General features: G+C 59.2%; 15 protein-coding genes. 4 read left to right on the top strand and 11 right to left on the bottom strand.

The genetic code is table 11. From position 1 onward, the window contains the following. Positions 1–5: 5 nt before the first annotated feature. The 5 genes from recQ to PZA18_RS09375 form a co-directional block, all read right to left on the bottom strand. A complete protein-coding gene (gene recQ, locus PZA18_RS09395) occupies positions 6–1,826 on the bottom strand; it encodes a DNA helicase RecQ (RefSeq protein WP_284100571.1) in 1,821 nt (606 codons plus the stop codon). 23 nt (positions 1,827–1,849) lie between these two features. Next, positions 1,850–2,614 carry a histidine phosphatase family protein gene (locus tag PZA18_RS09390; RefSeq protein WP_284100570.1) on the bottom strand — a complete coding sequence of 255 codons (765 nt, stop codon included), beginning with the start codon at positions 2,612–2,614 and terminating at the stop codon, positions 1,850–1,852. Between the two features lie 122 nt (positions 2,615–2,736). Next, the gene (locus PZA18_RS09385) at positions 2,737–3,105 is read right to left on the bottom strand and encodes a VOC family protein (protein ID WP_284100569.1); all 369 of its coding nucleotides are present in this window, start codon (positions 3,103–3,105) and stop codon (positions 2,737–2,739) included. A 150-nt stretch (positions 3,106–3,255) separates the two neighbouring features. Then, positions 3,256–4,392, bottom strand: a complete 1,137-nt coding sequence (locus PZA18_RS09380) for a PilT/PilU family type 4a pilus ATPase (RefSeq protein ID WP_284100568.1) — start codon at positions 4,390–4,392, stop codon at positions 3,256–3,258. A gap of 223 nt (positions 4,393–4,615) precedes the next feature. Further along, a complete protein-coding gene (locus PZA18_RS09375) occupies positions 4,616–5,656 on the bottom strand; it encodes a type IV pilus twitching motility protein PilT (protein ID WP_284100567.1) in 1,041 nt (346 codons plus the stop codon). Positions 5,657–6,005: 349 nt separating this feature from the next. On the opposite strand from PZA18_RS09375, the gene PZA18_RS09370 reads away from it, so the two are divergent. The 4 genes from PZA18_RS09370 (at position 6,006) to PZA18_RS09355 (ending at position 9,068) form a co-directional block, all read left to right on the top strand. Beyond that, positions 6,006–6,704 carry a YggS family pyridoxal phosphate-dependent enzyme gene (locus tag PZA18_RS09370; RefSeq protein WP_284100566.1) on the top strand — a complete coding sequence of 233 codons (699 nt, stop codon included), beginning with the start codon at positions 6,006–6,008 and terminating at the stop codon, positions 6,702–6,704. A gap of 78 nt (positions 6,705–6,782) precedes the next feature. After that, on the top strand, positions 6,783–7,358 hold the full coding sequence (locus PZA18_RS09365; protein WP_284100565.1) for a hypothetical protein: 576 nt from the start codon (positions 6,783–6,785) through the stop codon (positions 7,356–7,358). A 92-nt stretch (positions 7,359–7,450) separates the two neighbouring features. Further along, positions 7,451–8,263, top strand: a complete 813-nt coding sequence (proC, locus tag PZA18_RS09360) for a pyrroline-5-carboxylate reductase (protein ID WP_284100564.1) — start codon at positions 7,451–7,453, stop codon at positions 8,261–8,263. A 70-nt stretch (positions 8,264–8,333) separates the two neighbouring features. Continuing rightward, positions 8,334–9,068 (top strand): substrate-binding periplasmic protein, encoded by a 735-nt coding sequence (locus PZA18_RS09355; RefSeq protein ID WP_407951178.1) that lies wholly within the window; start codon positions 8,334–8,336, stop codon positions 9,066–9,068. 112 nt (positions 9,069–9,180) lie between these two features. On the opposite strand, the gene PZA18_RS09350 is transcribed toward PZA18_RS09355, so the two are convergent. From PZA18_RS09350 to PZA18_RS09325, 6 genes are all read right to left on the bottom strand, one after another. Next, a complete protein-coding gene (locus PZA18_RS09350) occupies positions 9,181–11,478 on the bottom strand; it encodes a M14 family zinc carboxypeptidase (RefSeq protein ID WP_284100563.1) in 2,298 nt (765 codons plus the stop codon). A gap of 81 nt (positions 11,479–11,559) precedes the next feature. Next, a complete protein-coding gene (locus tag PZA18_RS09345) occupies positions 11,560–11,994 on the bottom strand; it encodes a hypothetical protein (RefSeq protein WP_284100562.1) in 435 nt (144 codons plus the stop codon). A gap of 501 nt (positions 11,995–12,495) precedes the next feature. Continuing rightward, complete coding sequence (locus tag PZA18_RS09340; RefSeq protein WP_284100561.1) at positions 12,496–13,674, bottom strand: alpha/beta hydrolase; 1,179 nt, start codon at positions 13,672–13,674, stop codon at positions 12,496–12,498. A 377-nt stretch (positions 13,675–14,051) separates the two neighbouring features. Then, positions 14,052–14,735 carry a class I SAM-dependent methyltransferase gene (locus tag PZA18_RS09335; protein ID WP_284100560.1) on the bottom strand — a complete coding sequence of 228 codons (684 nt, stop codon included), beginning with the start codon at positions 14,733–14,735 and terminating at the stop codon, positions 14,052–14,054. A gap of 174 nt (positions 14,736–14,909) precedes the next feature. Then, positions 14,910–15,473, bottom strand: a complete 564-nt coding sequence (locus PZA18_RS09330) for a GNAT family N-acetyltransferase (protein WP_284100559.1) — start codon at positions 15,471–15,473, stop codon at positions 14,910–14,912. Positions 15,474–15,798: 325 nt separating this feature from the next. Continuing rightward, the gene (locus tag PZA18_RS09325) at positions 15,799–19,629 is read right to left on the bottom strand and encodes a M48 family metallopeptidase (RefSeq protein WP_284100558.1); all 3,831 of its coding nucleotides are present in this window, start codon (positions 19,627–19,629) and stop codon (positions 15,799–15,801) included. Between the last annotated feature and the right edge of the window lie 27 nt (positions 19,630–19,656).

The following is a 19,656-nucleotide window of genomic DNA, read 5'->3' as shown; positions in this document are numbered from 1 at the left end:
GGGGTTTAGTCGAGGGCGTGCAGGGCATCAAGAAAGGCCAGACCGTAGCGGCCCAGCTTCTCGTGGCCTACGCCGGAAATTCGGGCCATCTCGGCAAGTGTGGCGGGCCGGTGTTCGAGCATCGCCCGCAATGTCGAGTCTGCAAAGATGATGTAGGCCGGAACATTCTGCTCGTCCGCCAGCCGCTTGCGACAGAGGCGCAGACGCTGCCAGGTGGCCTCCTCCTCGGCATTGGCAAACTCGGGGGCACCGCTGCTGCCGGTGCGGATCTTGCCGGCGGCACGTTCACGAATCTTGCGTAGCGTCAGTGTGGTTTCACCTTTGAGCAGGGGGCGGGCCACTTCGCTGAGCATCAATGCGCCGTGTCCGTCCGGCACCGTCTGCAGATAACCGCCGGCGATCAACTGCCTGAATACCGCGCGCCACTGGGTTTCGCTCAACTCCTTGCCGATACCGAAAGTTGACAGCTTCTGATGGAAGTTCTGTTTGACCTTGTCTGTCTCTTTGCCCAGGAGCACGTCGATGACCTGACCGGCGCCAAAGCGTTGACCCGTGCGGTACACCGCTGACAGGGCTTTGCGTGCGGCTTCGGTGCCATCCCAGGTTTCCGGGGGGGTCAGGCAGTTATCACAATTGCCGCACGGTTTCTCCAGCGTTTCACCAAAGTAGCCGAGCAGCACCTGACGGCGACAGCGCGTGGTTTCGGCCAGCCCGAGCATGGCGTCGAGCTTCTGGCGCTCAACCTGCTTCTGGGCATCGGGAGCGCCCGAGGACTCGATCATCTCCTTCAGCAACAACAGATCATTCAGGCCATAGGCCAACCAGGCTGATGAGGCCAGGCCATCCCGACCCGCACGGCCGGTTTCCTGATAATAGCCTTCGAGGCTCTTGGGCAGGTCGAGGTGGGCGACAAAGCGCACATCGGGTTTGTCGATACCCATGCCGAAGGCAATGGTGGCGACCATGACAATACCTTCGTCACGAAGGAATTTGGCCTGATGGGCAGCACGGCTGCTTGCATCCATACCTGCGTGGTACGGCAAGGCCATGATGCCCTGTTCACGTAGCCAGGCGGCGGTCTCATCCACACGCTTGCGCGACAGGCAGTAAACGATGCCGGCATCGCCGCTGTGCTCGCGTCGGATCAGTTCCAGCAATTGCTTGCGGGCGTTGTTCTTCTCGATGATCGTGTAGCGGATGTTAGGCCGATCGAACGAGGACAGGAATTCTCGTGCGCCTTCCAGCCCCAGCTGGCTGATGATTTCTGCACGGGTGGCATGGTCGGCGGTGGCGGTCAGCGCAATGCGGGGGATGTCTGGAAAGCGCTCGTGCAAAGCCGAGAGCCCGATGTACTCCGGCCGGAAATCATGGCCCCATTGCGAGACGCAGTGGGCTTCGTCGATGGCGAACAATGAAATGGTCGCGCGTTCGAGCAGGCTCTGGAAACGTGGGGTCAGCAAGCGCTCTGGCGCGACGTAAACCAGATCCAGCTCGCCGGAGAGGATGCGCCGCTCGACGTCACGGGCGGCGTCGGCATCCAGCGTTGAATTCAGAAATGCAGCCTCTACCCCCAGCTGTATCAACGCATCGACCTGATCCTTCATCAGGGCGATCAGTGGTGACACCACGACAGCGCATCCTGGCCGCAACAGTGCAGGAATCTGATAGCACAGCGATTTGCCGCCGCCGGTTGGCATCAGTACCAGCGCGTCCCCCCCACTGGCAACGTGTTCGACGATAGCGGCCTGGCTGCCCCGGAACGCCGGGTAGCCAAAAACTTCTCGCAGGACTGACAGGGCGTCAGGGTAGCTGGGGCGCTTGGACATGGTGGGTTGGAGGGTTGCCAGATTCACACTTCATCCTGCGTTTCGACCTGCAGGTGACTGACGTCGCCCCAGGCCACCACATCCAGACTATCACCGACAAAACGGACACGATTGATGCTGGCATTGAGCAGATCATGCAGGCGCGTGGGGGCCATGCCTTGGCCGGTGGCGGCGCGATAGGCGCAATCGAGCACACCGCCATGTGCAACCACCAGCACCTGGCTGGCCGGATGACGGTTGGCAATCGCCTTGAGGGCTGCCAGCACCCTGACTGAAAAGCCATTACGGCTTTCTCCGCCGGGTAACACGTAATCGGCGTCGCGTGCAATCCAGCGGGCATAGGCTTCGGGTTGCTGAATGGCCATTTCCTCGGGCGTCAGCCGTGCCAGTACCCCGTAATGCTGTTCGCGCAGGGCGGCATCGGTCGCCAGAGCCAGGCCGGTCTGGCGCGCTACGGCGGCTGCGGTTTGGGTGGCGCGCGCGAGGTCGCTGGCGTATAGCGCGGCAAAGCGCTCGCGCTGGTGGTGCAGGGCAAGGCTAAGCGCCAGTTGCTCGGCCTGTTGCAGCCCGATGCGATTGAGCGGGGTATCAGTATGGCCCTGAAAGCGACGTGCGCGGTTCCAGTCGGTTTCGCCATGGCGAATCAGCCAGAGAGTGGTATGGGGCATGGGGATCAGGCGGGGGGCTGCTGTGGGTGCCGCAAACCCTTGCAAGTGGCCAGCGGTGGCTGGCAGGGCTGGCGGAAAAGCACAGAGCGGGACCCCAACGACGGCATGGGAAAGGGGCATTTTACCGCTCGGGCGGTGTTGGCGCGAGCGACGATCGGCGCATCGGCCAGACGTGGCGTCCTCATCAATGAAAAACGGCGCTTGGCGCGCCGTCTGATGGTTGGGATAACTGCCCCCGGCCTTTACTTGGGGGAATGGAAGGCGACGCGGTTACCTTCGCAATCTTCAAACACTGCCATGTAACCGATCTCTGGGGTGATCTGGGTCTTGGGCATGGTGACTTTGCCGCCCGCCGCCTCCACACGGCTCAGCATCACGCTCAAGTCTTCTCCGCCATTCAAGTAAACCAGCGTGCCGGTCTTTGAAGGCTCGGCCCCCTCAAATTGGATGATCGAACCGCCAACGCCTTCCTGCCCATCCATCAACATGCCCATCTTCATGCCGTTCATTTCCCACAGAGGAACCTCGCGGCCCAATACGGTGGCGTAAAAGCGTTGTGCACGCTCGAATTGGGTGACCGGGATCTCGAACCAGTTGACTGCGTTTGCCATGTGATTTCTCCGTGTGAGTTGATTTATCCGCCCCAGACATGACTTGGCCTCGCATTTGCGAGGCCAAGGCGAGCTGGCGACTAGGTTCTGTTGGCGTAAGGTTTACGATCTGCAAACCTTACGTCAACAGAACCTAGTTATAGCCAATCGTCACACAATGTCGAGGTGGTCCAGCCCCTGCAGGATGTCGCGCCCCTTTGCCTCCTGCCCTTGCAGCTTGATCTTCAGGCGCAGGTCATTGACCGAATCTGCATTGCGCAACGCATCTTCGTAGCTGATCTTGCCGGCTTCGTACAGCTCGAACAGCGACTGGTCGAAAGTCTGCATGCCCAGCTCACGGCTTTTCGACATGATTTCCTTGATTTCGTGCACGTCGCCTTTGAAGATCAGGTCCGAAATCAGGGGGGAGTTCAGCATCACTTCCACGGCTGCGGCCCGGCCCTTGCCGGTACGTAGAGGAATCAGACGTTGCGAGATGAAGGCTTTCAGGTTCAGCGAAAGGTCCATCAGCAGCTGAGCGCGGCGTTCTTCGGGGAAGAAGTTGATGATACGGTCGAGGGCCTGGTTGGCGCTGTTGGCGTGCAGGGTTGCCATGCACAGGTGGCCGGTTTCCGCAAAGGCAATCGCGTAGTCCATGGTTTCGCGGTCGCGGATCTCACCGATCAGGATGACATCCGGCGCTTGTCGCAACGTGTTTTTGAGGGCGGCCATCCAGCTGTCGGTATCCACGCCGACTTCCCGCTGCGTCACGATGCAATTCTTGTGGTCGTGTACGTATTCGACCGGGTCTTCAATTGTGATGATATGGCCGTAGCTGTTTTCGTTACGGAAGCCGATCATCGCAGCGAGGGAAGTTGATTTACCTGAACCGGTACCGCCAACGAAAATCACCAGACCCCGTTTGGTCATGGCAACATCCTTGAGCACCGGCGGCAGGCCCAGATCGTCAAATTTCGGGATTTCGGTGGTAATGGTACGCAATACCAAGGCAATACGACCCTGCTGCACCAAGGCATTCACCCGGAAGCGGCCGATACCGCCAGGGCTGATCGCAAAATTACACTCCTTGGTGGCTTCGAATTCTTCAGCCTGCCGGTCATTCATGATCGCGCGGGCGAGTTCCTTGGTGTGCTGCGAACTCAAAGACTGGTTGGAAACCGGAGTCATTTTCCCGTCGATTTTCATTGCGGGCGGAAAATCGGCCGTAATGAAAAGATCTGACGCATTCTTGGCCCGCATCAGGCGCAAGAGATCGTGCATGAATTTAGTGGCTTGTTCCTTTTCCATGATTGCGCTCCTGGCATGATTTGAAGGGCGCACAGCATACGCCTTTACCCTTGCTGATGATATGCCGATGGCTTAAACCCTTTCAGGCGTTTACTGAGAGGTCGCTTGCATGGGGTATCTGCCAACCCCTGCTGAGGACTGCTCACGAAAGGTTTTGAACCGGCTTCTGTCGGCAACTCATTGGGCCTGGCGGGCAAAACCCGCCAGGGATGGATGTCTGGTTTTAGCGGAAGTTATCCGGATTGGATGCCTTGCCACGTGCTTCGACCACCGAGGTGATATTGCGTCGCACCAGATCAGTCAGGCACTGATCGAGTGTCTGCATGCCATATTGCTGGCCGGTCTGGATCGACGAATACATCTGGGCGATCTTGTTTTCCCGAATCAGGTTACGGATCGCCGGAATGCCGATCATGATCTCGTGCGCCGCCACCCGACTGTTGCCGTCCTTGGTTTTGAGCAGGGTTTGCGAGATTACGGCGCGAAGCGATTCGGACAGCATCGACCGTACCATTTCTTTTTCGGCTGCCGGAAACACGTCCACGATACGGTCGATGGTTTTGGCGGCAGATGAGGTGTGCAGGGTACCGAACACCAGGTGACCGGTTTCCGCTGCAGACAGCGCCAGCCGGATGGTTTCCAGATCCCGCATTTCACCCACCAGAATCACGTCCGGATCTTCCCGCAGTGCCGAACGCAGCGCGTTGGCAAAGCTCAGGGTGTGTGGCCCGAGTTCCCGCTGGTTGATCAGACACTTTTTCGACTCATGCACGAATTCGATCGGGTCTTCTACCGTCAGAATATGGCCAAACTCGTTTTCGTTGATGTAGTTGATCATCGCGGCCAGCGTGGTCGATTTACCCGAGCCGGTTGGCCCGGTCACCAGCACGATGCCGCGAGGGTTCTGTGCAATATCCTTGAAAACCTTGGGGCAGTTCAGTTCTTCGAGGGTTAGCACTTTCGACGGAATGGTCCGGAATACCGCTGCAGCCCCCCGGTTCTGCACAAAGGCGTTAACCCGGAAACGCGCCAGGTTGGGGATTTCGAACGAGAAGTCGCACTCCAGGGTTTCTTCGTATACCTTGCGTTGCCCATCGTTCATGATGTCGTACACCATGTCGTGTACGTCTTTGTGTTCCATGGGCGGCAGGTTGATGCGGCGCACGTCACCGTGAACGCGGATCATTGGCGGCAAGCCTGACGAAAGGTGAAGGTCAGACGCCTTGTTCTTGACGCCAAAGGCCAGAAGTTCGGAAATTTCCACTTTATAATCCTCCGGGGTTCGAGCTGTGCGCCTTGCTGGTCGCAGCAGGTCGAATCGACACTGGGTGGCAGACTGCGTGACGAGTCATCATATAAATGCCGGTGTTGGCGTCGAGCCGAACCCGGCTCGAAAGACCGTGGGCGGCATGCCTTGCGGTCCGATATGGCGACTATCGCCCAACGGGCTGGAAACCCCGCATTTGGGTTCGGCTGGTAATAATATTAGACGTAAAAATATGACAACGCTTTGGCGCAGGCTTGCCTGAATGCCGTATTGTCCGGTTCCGATACGCTGCCGGGATGACGGCGATACGACGCAAAGCCTTGCTGGAAGCGCGCTGCGGGGAATTATGACAACAACACTAGAGAATGCAAGGCAGACCATACTGTCCAGAATTTCCACTGCCGAGCGCACGGCAGGCCGATCGGCGGGGGCCGTCAGTCTGCTGGCTGTCAGCAAGACCTTTCCTGCCAGCGCGGTGCGGGAGCTGTATCTTGCCGGCCAGTATGCTTTTGGCGAGAACTATGTGCAGGAACTGGTTGCCAAGTCCGATGCTTTGGCCGATTTGCCCGGCTTGATCTGGCATTTCATTGGTCCGTTGCAAAGCAACAAGACCCGGGCCGTGGCCGAGCGTGCGCATTGGGTGCATTCGATTGACCGGCTGAAAATTGCCGAACGTCTGTCAAGCCAGCGGCCGACGCACTTGCCGTCACTGAACGTCTGCCTGCAGGTCAATGTCAGCGGAGAGGCCAGCAAGAGCGGCTGTCAGCCTGAGGACGCCGTGTCCTTGGCTGCCGAAATCGCTGAGCTGCCACGCCTGACGCTACGCGGTTTGATGTGCATTCCCGAGCCTACAGACGATCTGCAGCGACTTCGTCAGCAGTTCATCAGCCTGCGTCAACTGTTCGAGCAGCTGCAGAAGGCTGGTTATCCGCTGGATACCCTGTCAATGGGGATGTCGGCCGATCTGGAGCTGGCCATTGCGGAGGGCGCTACGCTGGTGCGAGTGGGTACCGCCATTTTCGGTGCGCGCAGCCAACATCCCTGACCGGGTAAGGCACTTTCTCGATGCCGGTTTGCAGAAACCGCGCATCAACTCACATTCACCCTGACGGGACTCTGGTTTATGCAACAGTTTGTACCTCATTCAAATGCCCCGACCTTCGCCCAGCTGGCGCGCTGGGTGAGGGTTCTCGAAGGACCGGGTAGCGATAGCATTGAGCTTGCCTCTACCTGGCAGCGCTTGCCCGAGCACTCGCTGAATCGCCTGTTTCCGGGATTGGTGGTGCTGGTGGTTTCGGTGCTGGCAATGGGCTTTCTGATTCAGGCTGCCATCATCGGCGAACCGGTGACTGCAGTAGTGGGCGGGCTGATGCTGGTAGGCTTGGTCGGCTTTGCCTGGCATAAGCGCTACTGGTTCTGGCGGACCATCGTGCATGTCAGCAGTGACTCGGTCAGCCTGTCCTGGCAGGGCTGGGGGGTGCCGGCCACGGTGTCGATGCCATTGACGGCTGTGTCGTCACTCGAATACGCGCTGGAAGGTGATCAGCTGCAAAGGCTGGAATTACGCAGCAAAGAACTGGATGCTGCGCTGCAGTTGCCGATCAGCGGCCAGCGCGACCTCGACCGCCTGTATTACAACCTGCTCAAGCATCTGCTGACCAAGCATAGCCACGCTATCAGTTTTGGGGTGGCGCCCTAGGTGCCATTACCCCGCCCTTGGCGGAGCTTGTCCATATGGCAAGCCGAGAGCAGGTTTGCCAATCTTGTGTCGAATAAAAACGGGGAAAACGCATGAAACTGACTTTCATCGGTGGGGGCAATATGGCCACCGCCATGCTGGGGGGGGTGTTACGACAAGGTCTGCAGCCTGCTGATATTGCAGTGCTGGAACCCTCTGCCGACAAGCGGGCCGAGCTGGCCCGGCAGTTCGGAGTTCATACCCTGGCGGCTGATGACAGGTTGCCGGCATCCGAAGTTGTCGTGCTGGCGGTGAAGCCACAGCAAATGGCAGAAGCGGCCGCGCATATTGCATCGGATATTGCCGACGCGCTGGTGATCTCGATTGCTGCAGGCGTCAGGGTCGAGGCGCTGTCAGGGTGGCTGGGTGGACATCGGCGGATTGTACGGGCGATGCCGAATACACCAGCGCTGATTGGCAAAGGGATCAGCGGTGTGTATGCCGACCCGGCCGTCGATGCCGCTGGCCGTGCGGTGGCCGGCCAAGTGCTGGCTGCAGCGGGAGAGGTGGTCTGGCTCGACAACGAGCAGCAGCTGGACCCGGTGACGGCCGTTTCGGGCAGTGGGCCGGCCTATGTTTTCTACTTTATCGAAGCGCTACAGGCTGCTGGCGAGGCACAAGGCTTCAGCCCCGAGGTTGCCAGACAGCTGGCCTACCGGACTTTTGAGGGCGCCGTCGCCCTGGCCCTGCAGAGCGAGGAGAGTGCGGGTACCTTGCGCGAGCGGGTGACATCGAAAGGTGGTACTACCGAGCGCGGTCTGGCCCAGTTGGCGTCTGCCGGGGTTGAGCAAGCTATCGTCGATGCCGTCGCAGCTGCAACAAAGCGGGCAGCTGAGTTGGGCGAGCAGTTTGCGGGGCAGCGCTGAAATCATGAGATGGGCTCAGTGGCAACGTGTTGCAAGGCGATCTCGGGGGCGCGGGGCCATTTGGACGGTCTTGGCGGCAGTGTGGCTGAGCCACTGCGCTCCGGTGTGGGCGGAAGAGGATAGCTCGCCGGTACCGCTGATTGTGCGGCAGCGTACCGGGCCGGACGGCGAGATGCTGCCCATGACGGCTTTCAACCGCGAATTGCTGGGCTATTTCGAACGCAGTCTGGGCGCACGCTTTGATTACCGGCCTTACCCCTGGAAGCGGGCAGCCGCATTGGCCCTGCACGGTGAGGGTCTGTTGTGGGGAATGCCCAAGGATGCCGATGAAACGGGCACCCTGGTGTTTTCCGAGCCGGTGTATGCCACCAATATCTGGATGGTCGCGCGCAAGGCGGACAAGCTCAAAGTCGATGGTCTGAAGGATCTGAAAGGCAAGGTGTTGTCGGCATTTCGAGGCTGCCGCTACACCGGAGAGTTCGAGGCGATGCGGGACAAGCTATTCCGCGTTGAAGAAGACCCGGACTCGTTTGTCATCCGCTTGCGCAAGCTGCATATGGGGCGGGTTGATGTGGTGCTGCTGCACAGCCGGCGCGCCACTGCAGAGGAAGTGTTGAAAAACCTCGATGTATCGTTGCCCGAGATAGATGATCTGGTGATTCTGCCCAAACCGATGCAGCGAGAGCAGATCCGCTTTGCGGCCTTGCGCGATAGTCCGCACGCCAAGTGGATTCCAAAGCTGAATCAGATCATTGCCAAAGGGCGCAAGAAGGGTGAGATCCAGAAGATCGTCGAGGATTCCTGATCGGGGGCATGGGATGTAAATAGTGCGCCACGATTGAAAACGACAAAGCCGGCAAATGCCGGCTTTGTCGCGTCTTGGCTCGTTAAAGCCCGCTTGTGGGCGGGCTGGGCGATCAAGGTGCGGTGAAGTTCACCGACAGGTTGACACCGCTATAGGCGCTGTAACCCCGCAGGCCGATGTAGTACTCACCCGCTGCAGGTGCGGCATCGGTACAGGTTTCGGTATTGCCCGATGCATAAGGACGGCACTTGTAGCTGGAGGTCGTTGGCTGGGCGCCGACTCGGGTGTACAGGTCGGCATCGCCCGTGCCACCACTTGTCTTGATCGACAGGTTGCTGGCGCCGGATGGAATGATGACCTTGAAGTACTTCCACGAGCTGCTGGCACCAGACAAGGCGCTTACGGTCTGGCCATTGACCAGAACGGTTACGCCATCGCTGCTGACGGTCACGCTGCGAGTGGTGGTGCCGGTCTTGCCTTCGTTGTCAGTCACTGTCAGCTTGACGCTGTATGTACCTGCTGCCGCATAGGTGTGGCTTGGGTTGGCGGCAGTCGAGCTGCTGCCATCACCAAAGTCCCAGCTGCGCGAAACGATGGTGCCGTCGTCAGTGCTGGTGTCAGTGAAGCTGGCGGTCAGATTGCTGACGGTCGAAGTGAAGTTGGCAGTTGGGGCTGTACCGCCGCCACCGTCACCGATATTCACCCATACCGCGCTGACGGCACCCCAGTTATTGCTGGCATCCTTGGCGCGTACGAACACCATGTGCTTGCCGGAAGACCAGCCGGTGGTGTCGATGGTGGCGGTAACGCCTTCCTTGTTGCTGTTGAAGCTACCATCGCTGGCCGACATCGACTTGGCAACGGCACCAGACTCCCAAGGTGCCTTGTCCACGTAGTACTCAGCGCCGCCCACGTTCTGGGTCGGCTCGGTACCGTTGCTGTTGTTGTAGCGGGTGTCATCAACCTGAGCGGTCAGTGTCACCTGGGTACCGGCCGGTACGCCCGTGGTCGAAGCCGTACCGGATGCCGCTACGCTCAGAGCATCAGGCCCAGCCGGGGTGATGTAGGGGGTGCGTACGACCTTGGCCGCGTAAACCAGCGCTGGCAGGTTGGTTGGCAGGATGGTGTCGTTGTAGTAGCTGCACTTCTCGAAGAAGGCAGTACCCAACTCGAAGGTGAAGGCGGCAACGCCCAGTTCACCGTAGCTGACGCCATCGCTGGTGCCGTCGGTTTCGTACAGATCCAGCGAGCGCTGCGGGGTGTGGTTGTTGAAGAAGGCAAACTTGCGGCCCAGCGTTGTCAGCTGGGTATCGTTGCCAGCTACCGCACCGTTGGTGCCCCACGGCCACAGCAAGAGGCGACCGTGGCTATGGATGTCGAGGTGGATACCGCTGGTATCGAGCGGGGCCGCATCGGTGCGGTTCGGGCCGCGACGATCTGTCCACAGCGAACGCACATAGGCTTCAATCGCCTTGGTTTCGGACTCGGAACCGGCAGATGGGCCGCGATAGGTATCGTTACACTGGCTACCGCTGGAGCCGCTGCCATTGGTGGTATTCCAGCCGAAGGTGAAGTTACGGTTCAGGTCGGCACCACGCGAATTGCTGGTGGCACCGCAATAAGCCGTGTTGGCGTTCTTGCGCCAGAGGATGCCGGTTTCAGCCTGCTTGCGACCGTCCGGGTTGGTTTGCAGCAACAGGTGAACTTCGTGGTGGTCCAGTATCCAGGTGGCGTCGGCATCGACGCCGTAGCCGTTGAACAGCTTTTTGGCAAAAGCCAAGGCCAACGGTGCGGTGGCATATTCGCGAGCATGGATGGCACTGTTGATGAACAGCTTGGGCTTGTTGCTGCCACCCTTGGCCGAGTTGGTGAGCTTGAGGACGCGGATATCGTATCCACCCAAGCCTTGCGATTGTGCCCAGGAGCTGCCGATCTTGGTCCAGGTGGCAAGATCAGGGCGGGACGATGCCATGGCCTGGGCGGCGGCAAACGATTCCTCTACGGTTTCGTAGCAGGAGAAGTTAGGAATACCGGCGGCGGCAAAGCTGTTGCCCGACGACTCGCTGACAATTTCAGCGGCCATCTGGTGTACCCACTGGGAGTCTGCTTCAACGCGATAACCCTTGGCTTCGAGTTCCTTGATCTCGGCTTCGGTCGCGTTGACGATCACATAACCCTTCTCGTACTTCGATTCCATGGTCTCGTAGCGATCATGCACGATCTTGTGGGCATGATTGAGATCCTTGAAATAGGCGCGAACAAACGTACGACCTTCCTCCGCCGAGGCTGCAACGGAATGCGCGAAGGTGGTGCCACTCAATGCGGCAAATACCAACAGGCTGGCCAGGCTGCGCTTGCCAAATCCGCTTGTGCTGAGCCGCTTTCCGGCACGAATTGCTGCTTGCTTCATGATTCTCCTTTTTTTGGAACGACTTCTCCGTAGTCGGAGGTGTTGTGTACGCGCACGACTGCACGCGCCACCGGCGCACCTCTATTCACCGGCGTAGTACCAGCGCACGGCCAAGACCGAACGCTGGCGAATGGCAAAAACCAGATAGTCGTGTTCACCACGCCAGTGGTAGATCCAGAACTGGCGGGCGTTGGGCGCAAAGCCGTCTTTGAGCGGCCTGACCTGCGCATCCTGAGCGTTAATGATTTTGTCTACCGGCCCCATCAATTGCCGGAGCCGTAAAATATCCTGCCCCCCTTGGCCAAATGCCTTGGCCAGACACTGCATGGCGCTGTGCAGGGGGCCATTCCACCGGTCCACCGCGTCATGGCGGCTGGCACCATCAAAGTGCCCCGGTTGATGGCGTAGTTCGCGATGCGTGCGGGCGGCCTGTTCGATGTTGCAACCTGCGGGGGCTTCCGGTTCGCGTAACCCTGCGTTGGCATGGGCGCTGCCCCAGCTGACCAGAAAAACCATGAGAAGGAATCGGCAAAATCCGGGGGCGGGCATCGTCTGCTTTCGCTTGGCAACGCCACTACCATACAACGCTGTTTAAAAAAATTCATTGCGCACTGCAAATAAAACGGCGGGTCTTGCACGGTCAGGACTGCTTGATTCGTCGGGTTTTTTTAGCGGCGCGGTGAGAGGAACTTTGTCCAAACCAGCGGTATGGCAAGTCGAGAAAAAAAGGGAGATAGGCTAAAAGGTCACGCCTTTGTCATAAAGCGGAAATACGGCCCGATTGCCGGGTATCGCCTATTCAGATTTTTCAACCTTCGGTCGAAAGCGCTGCAACAGATTGGTTGGGTCGGGTTAGTCTGATCGGCTAGATCGGTCGATCGAATGAGCAGAGCTTTCAGTTCTGTAAGTTGAGAGTATTTTCGGGAAAAAATCTGCTCTGACGCAGATCAAGCACCCCGAAAAAAATTTTTAAAAATCGTTAGCAAACGGCAAAGGCTGTGTGTCTGGCACATCAACTCAACGTTGTGCGAGTGCCCAACGCAGTCCCTCGACCAAGGCGGGTAACCAGGCGGCGAGCTGGTGGCCGCTGACGCCATCGACCCATTTCAACCTGACTTGATTAATGCCCAGAAGGTGGGCAAGCGCTGCGGTCTGGGTAAAGAACTCCGGTTCGAGCCGACCGGCATAAAGATAGTAAGCCGGAGCTTCCCGGCCGACTGGCAGGGGCGAAGGGGGCAAAACCCCGCTCGATAGCACCAGCGCATACCCGAAGTGGCGTGGGTGCTGGCTGCTGATTGAGGCAGCAAATGACGCACCGTTTGATACTCCGGCAACGACACGATCCGCAGGAAGCGGGGAAGCTGCCAGTTCCTGCTCGGCCCACAGGCTCAGTTCCTTCACGAAAAACTCGGCATGCCGGGCGTACTGTGGTGAATGCCGTGACCAGAGGTATTCCTCCCCGCGTGGATCTGCACCGGCTTTGGGGGAGGCGGCATCCACCCCCACCAGCAGGACCGGCGGCAGCTGTCCTTGCAGAATCAGTGGCTCGACCAACGCAGCCAGGGGTGGCAATAGCCACTCGGCATCGGTCAGATATACCACTGGCAATGGGCCGGTATGCGGGCCAGGGGGCTCATAGACCCGTACATTGCGCTCGGCGGCCAGGGCCGTGCTGGCGAGCCGATAAAGACTGAGCCGGCCACGCAATGGATCGGCCGCCAGCGGATCGGCGCTGGTCTCGGGCCCACGCCACTGCAAGGTGGTGGTGGTTTGCGCTTGACCGTTGATTTGTGGCAGCAGACTGATATCGAGCCGCGCCTGCTGCAACCCGCGAATCCGCACACTGCCCGCCCAAAGATCGGGTGCCAGTTGCTGCAGGGACTGTCGGATCACGCAGCAGCTGCTGACGCTATCAGCCAGCCCCCGATAGCTGAAGGTCAGGGTATCTCCGTCGGCAAAAATGGGCCCGCGTTGTCGGATGACCTCTGCATCATGACTGGGGGATTGTGGGCGTAGGGCGGTCTGGCTGGCGACAATGGCTTCCCGCAGCTGCCGAGGCAGGCTGTCGAAGGCTGGAGCATCGACGGCTTGTGCCATGCTGGTGAGGGAGGGCTGTGGCAGGCTGGTGCAGGCAGCTTGTGGCAAGCAGGCCAGCAGGTAGATCGCCGGCATCGCTAGGCTTTGTCGATGTTTCATTTCCGGTCGCAACGGGTTGAGTATTGGGACTGAGCCTGTGAATCACTCCTTAGTCCCTGTTGATACATTTAAAAGGCTGATTGATTTTTAATAGGATTAGGGAAATTTAAAGCTCATTATTCCCATTTAAAATCAATTGCTTGATTGAAAGCATCAACTGAGCCTAAACCAATCAATCTACCGCGCCAAATCCATTGGTTTCTGCGCTAAACGGGCTCCGGTCTGACTGAAATCAGGTTCAGGGCAACACTGTGCCTCGGCACCACGCGGTTATCTCCGCAGGGTCCGAGAGGTGCCCGCCAGCAGTGGGAGGGCCAGACACCATCTGACAGGTGCCTGTTTTCTCCAGACCAGCGTTGTGAATGCCACGCCACCGCTCAGCGTTTTGGATATAGCGAATCCAGCACCGATGCGATCGGGAGATCCCATCGCAACTTTTCCCGATCGTAATCCGCGATTTTTTCTGCAATCAGTGCCACCCCCAAGGACAGCTCGAAATAGGGCAGATCTCGCGTGGGAGGATCATCAACCATTGAGTGAACGCGACCTGGAATGCCCTCTGTGGCTTCAAGCACACGAAAACCCAGTGCTTCACTGAATAACAGACGCAACCCACCTAGCGGAAAGCGCCAGAAGTCCCACGGTAGTTCATGGGGCGGCCAGACCGGGTGGGTGGAGATGTAAACGATGCCGCCTGGTTTCAGCACCGTATTGATCTCCATGGCCGCTTTCCATGGAAACGCCAGATGCTCGAATACGGAAATCGAAAACAAGGCATCGAAATGATTAGCGGGAAAAATGCTGCTGAGTTGATGGGCGTCTCCGACAAGATCTACACCCGGCCCCTCGTGGATATCCATGCCGACATAACGGGCAGCAGCGAAGTGGGGGCGCCGGCTGACTCCACTGACCTCCCGCGAACCCACTTCGAGGATGGCGGCATCAGGAATGGCGCTACAGCGTTGGCAGAACTTCGGGAATATCGTGTGGTATGGGTCATCAGCGCCCTTGCGCAGGTGATTGGCATACATTTGATCTGCGGCCTTGATGGTATCTAGCATGTTGATACTTTCCATGTATGGCTTAGGCACTGCTGATGTTTTGAAATAATTTCCTGATTTAAAAGGGGATTTATAAACCCGTATTTAAATTCCCCATTTAAAATCACTCGCTTGCATGAAAACGTCAACAGGGTCTAGCCTGAGGTGGCGGTTGCGAGAAAAAAAGCAGCGAACTTATCGTGTTTCAAATCGGTTTTCCCGGGAAAACGGCGTCGTCCGTTCAACAAATAATCCCTTGCGACCCGGGTATAGATAGTGATTCAGCAATACCAGCAGGCCCAGTTCTTCGGAGTATTCGGTGCCGGTAATCATGAAACCCAGCTTCAGCTTGGCAATCAGAACCGGATTATTGCTGGCAACGTGACGCGAGCGGATCTGGGCACCACCCTGGCTTTTTACTTCTTCGATAATTGCCTGAACCAGTCGGCTGTAAATGCCCTGTCGGCGCCATTCGGGCATCACGGCCGAGCTGGCCATGTAAAACGTACCACCGACCTCATACCACCCGCTACTCCAACCGACCAGGGCATCGCCGGCATAAGCAGCCATCCGTAAACGCTGTGGCTGCGGCAGGGTGGCTCTTAGCCGGCGACCTTCCATCAGTTCATTTCTGTCTAGACGCTCTGCCAGCAGCGGGACCCGTGCCTTGTCCCCAAAGATCTGCTCGACTTGGGCGGCGTAGGCAGGTTCTTCGAATTCCTGTACAGCGCGGATGTGGATTGGGGGTGGGGCGGGCATGGTGTCTGTCTTGAGCCTAGGTTCTGTTGACGTTAGGTTTGCAGATTGCGTTTCGCCGGAAAAGGGCCTGGCCTTGCGTTGCAGAGCGCTTGCATAGAATGCCTATGCGTCACGCTCTGCGCCTTGTTCCAGGCCATTTTCCGGCGAAGCCCTCCGGGGCGTGGCGTCGTTAGGGGTCGCTTATTTAGCCCGCTAAACCGCGCTTACCCTGCCGTGCGTGGTGGCTGGGGCTTTAGCCCCTTACCATCCACGGCCTACTCCTTGCGGGTATAGCCCCGCGCCAACACACGGCCTGGCGCGACTGTAAACCTTACGTCAACAGAACCTAAGGTGGGGTGGTAGTGGATGTGTCGCGAAAATATGGCCGCTCACTGGCAAACAGCAGGCGCCTGGCTTCGGTGCGCCATGCGGCGGGGGCGGCATCTCCCAGCAGGATCAAGCCCATGCTGGCTGCTTGTCCCCGTAGCTCGGGTGGCAGGTTTTGCAGCAGCCGGTTGGCAAGGGCTAGATCGGGCTGCCCAGTCAGGGCTTCGACGAACTGTAGCAGACGACCGGGCTCTTCACCTCGCATCCGGGCAAGCAGCGGCTTAAAGTGGGCGACATTGGCCTGATGGCGTAATGCCAGAGCGTAGGCAGGCCAGAGCGTTTGCGCGGTGATGCCCTGGTTGATCGGTAGCTGCAATGCCTTGTTAAGCAGGAGGGGGCTGCTGCCTTCTGACGCGGCAGCAAGTCGAATGACCATCGCTTCCAGCTGTTCGGTGTTGGCGGCGGTTGCCAGGGCTTCAGTCAGCTTTCCGTCTTTCAGCTGGCTGATCGCTCGCCAGGGGTTGGCTGGCTCCAGGCTGCCCGACTCCAGGCGCAGCAGCCCTTGCAGCTCGCGTGAATGGTGGGCCAGGTCAGCGAGGGGGGCCGATTCGCCGAGCAAGGCTCGGCGCACCCGTGCGGCAGCCACGGCAGCGTAATCTGCCAATGCGGGTTCCTGGGTGGCTGCCCTTTCCAGCAGTGGCAAGGCTGCTTGCCAATCGCCACGCTCTGCCAGAACGCCCCCGGCGGCATAACTGAACCAGCCATGCTGTGGCCAGCGTGTAGCGCCATCGATGAAGGCGGCGTCCCGCAAGGCGGCATCCGGCAGGCAGCGTGCAGTCAGGTAATGCCAGCCGGCGTGTTGCGGGTTGGCCTGGGCCCGGGTCTGGTGCTCCTGACAGATTGCTTGTCTTTGTCGCGTCGGCAGCAGATCTTGCAGCATCCGCCAGGTTGGAATTTCTGCCGGCTGTTCGCGCAGCCTGCTGCGCATCAGCGATTCAAACTGCGGCAGTTCGCTGGCCCGTTGCAACCAGTAAAGGGTATTCGGCGTGCGGATGTCATCCCAGCGGGCGCGAGTGGCAATCAACCGGGCCTGATCATCAGTATTTTTCAGGGTGTCGAGCATGGCAGCAGGGCTGGCGTCAGCCATTCCGCTCAATACGGTGCGTGTGGTGCCGCCCTGTTTGGTCTGGATCGAATCGGGTGGCTGGACAAACGGGAAATCAACACTGGTCGTGGTCCAGCGTGGTGCGCCAAGTTGGAGCGGGGCGGTTTCGGTGGTGGTGCCGTAACTGGCGGTCCATTCAATCAGCGGGCTGGCGGCGGCAACGTTGTAGACATAGTGGTTGTTACCGGCTTCGAGAGGCGCCTCAAACTGTTCGATCGGGTGCCCTTCCAGGGTTCGTGTTGAAATCTGAACGGCTCGGTTGGTTTTGAGTTCCAGCAGGGTCATCTGGCCGGCACTCAATTCAGCCTGTTGCGCGTCAATCTGCACGATCACCGGACGGGTCAGGCCGTTGTAGAGGTAGACCTGATTGTTGCCGACCGAGTCGCCAAACCCGAGCACGATGCCGACAATCGAGCAGGCGACAGCGGTGCGGGCGAAGGTGGCCCAGGTGCCATCTGCGGTCTGAAAACGTGACCACCAGTCGAGCCGGGTCTGGCGCTCGCGCTCATCACCGGGCAACAGGGTGGGGAAGTCGCCCGGCACCTGGCTGGGGGCCGGTGCAGGCGCGATCGCCTGCTGGTCATGCAGCGCCTTGGCCACCAGCGCTTCGGTGGTCAGCAATTCTTCAAGCGTGGCCGTGCGCAAGGTGGAGAGTGCGTTCGATGTGGTGTTGACCCATTGGTCAATCACCTGTAGCCAGTCGCCCAGGTTGTACGCGTCAGGGGCAATCAGCTGCAGCTCCCCCAGGGCTTTGTCCCAGCTTTCCAGATCCATGCGTTTGAGCAGCTGGCTGTCGAGCCGCACTTGCTGCCGATGGCCGTAAATGCTGCAAAGCGCGGCGTAGACTTCCTTGGCACAGGCCAGGACCCGCGCCCGCCCTTTCTTGTTAACCGAGCCGGAAACCGTTACCACGCTGACGACGTTTGCCAGCAAGCCGCGTGCATCGGTCAGATTGGCATCGCTGTGATCGGCGTAATGCAACACGCTCAGTAGCCCTACCAGATAGGCTTCCCAGCCGTGGCCCAAACGTCGTGCGGCGGCGCGGTGTGCGGTGCGGACGCGCCGGTCATGATCCCAGATGCGTTGCTGTACCCGGTCTTTGGCCTTGCGCAAGGATTCGATGGCTTTGGGCAGGTCTCTTCTTTGCAAAGTTTTGCCGCCGTGCCGGATGGTGCCGCCAGGGGCGGACAGAAAGCCATCGCGCAAGGCTTCGAGCTGTGCGCACTCCCGTTCCAGCCGACGTAGTTTGTCGAGATCGCGGGCCAGCGATTCGGGATACAGCCCGGCAAGGTCCGCCAGCGCCGTCTCCAGCGATGGTCCGTACAGGTCGCTAGCTTGTCGGGCAAATCGCACGACCGAACGGCCCAGATAGGCGCCGCGATAAAAGCGGTTAAGGAACAACCGCCGATACTGTACATCCAGCGCCTGCAGGGATTGTTCGAGGCTGGCCTTGGGAGGCAGATCGGTGGCGTTGTGGGTCAGCAGATCCGTCAACTGCTCGCGGCGGGCGTTGGCGTCGGCAAACAGGCTCCAGGCGCTGCGGCTGTCGTGAGGCGAGGGGATATAGATACGCTTGGCATTTTCCTCGCGCTCGTGGTTGAGCGGATGGGTGGACCACATCTGCGAAGGCTGCGCCAGATCGACTTTGAACACCCGATGCTGTTCCGGGGCTTTCTTCATGGGCGGCAGCTTGCCGTAGACCGGCGAATTCAAAATTACCCGCATGTGCTGGATGACGCGGGCTTGTACCGCAAACAGATCGCGCGTGGCGCGGCCCCGGCCGATTTCGCCATTGGCGAAGGCAATCGCCCGCTCCCAGGCATCTTCGGCGCTGGCCGTTTTATAGAGTGCGTGTACCAGATCATCCGAACCTGTCAGCGCCACGGCCACCAGATCTGCCTGCATTTCCATTTCCCGGGACAGCGCACGCTGGGCCAGTGTTACCAGCCTGAATGCGCTATCCAGCACCGAGCGGATCGACCAGACCACCAACGACAACAACATGCCCACCCAGGCAACTCGGATGTCGGAGCGACGCAGGCTGTTCAGAAAATGATCGAAAGCATCACGCTGGGCGACGATGTTGCTGGCGATCTGCTCGGCAATGTAGACCCAGCGCCCGACCGCCATCGAGCGCTGGGCAAAGTGGCCGAACTCGTGGGCGAGCACCGCTTTGAGTTCGCTGAGGGTCAAGACATTGACCAGGCCCAGGCCGATTTCGAGATTCTTGCGGGTAGGAAACAGCAGATTGACGATCGAAAGGTCGTAAGAGACCGAAGCGTTGACGCGTGCCGATAGAAAGACCCGGTGTGGCTTGGGGGCACCTGCCTCGGAGGCCAGTCGCTCCAGAAAGCGAAACAGTGTTGGTTCTTGCTGGGCGGTGACCTCGATGCCTTCACGTTTCCCGGAATGCCGGACCGACAACAGGCCCTTGAGCATGAAAAAGCCGAAAAAGGCCGCACAGATGGCCACGACGATGCTGACAAAGCTGGTGCTTCCCCCTTTGAACAGCGGCAGGAACAAGCGGTAGCTGGTCCAGCAGAACCAGCTGGTCAAACCCAGATAAAGCAGCACGAATCCAGCCAGAACCAACAGGGCCAGCCAGGCCTTTATCCGGTAGCCGGGGCTGGCCTGGGTCAGTTGGTCGGGGATGTCGGGAGGGCTGGCAGGGTAGATTTCAGGCATGCTGGCGCAGATTGAGTATGAGGGGGC

It is taken from the genome of Parachitinimonas caeni (assembly GCF_030129945.1).
GTDB lineage: Bacteria > Pseudomonadota > Gammaproteobacteria > Burkholderiales > Chitinimonadaceae > Parachitinimonas > Parachitinimonas caeni.
The sequence above is the reverse complement of the archived record's forward strand: the minus strand, read 5'-3'. Positions and strand labels throughout refer to the sequence as shown.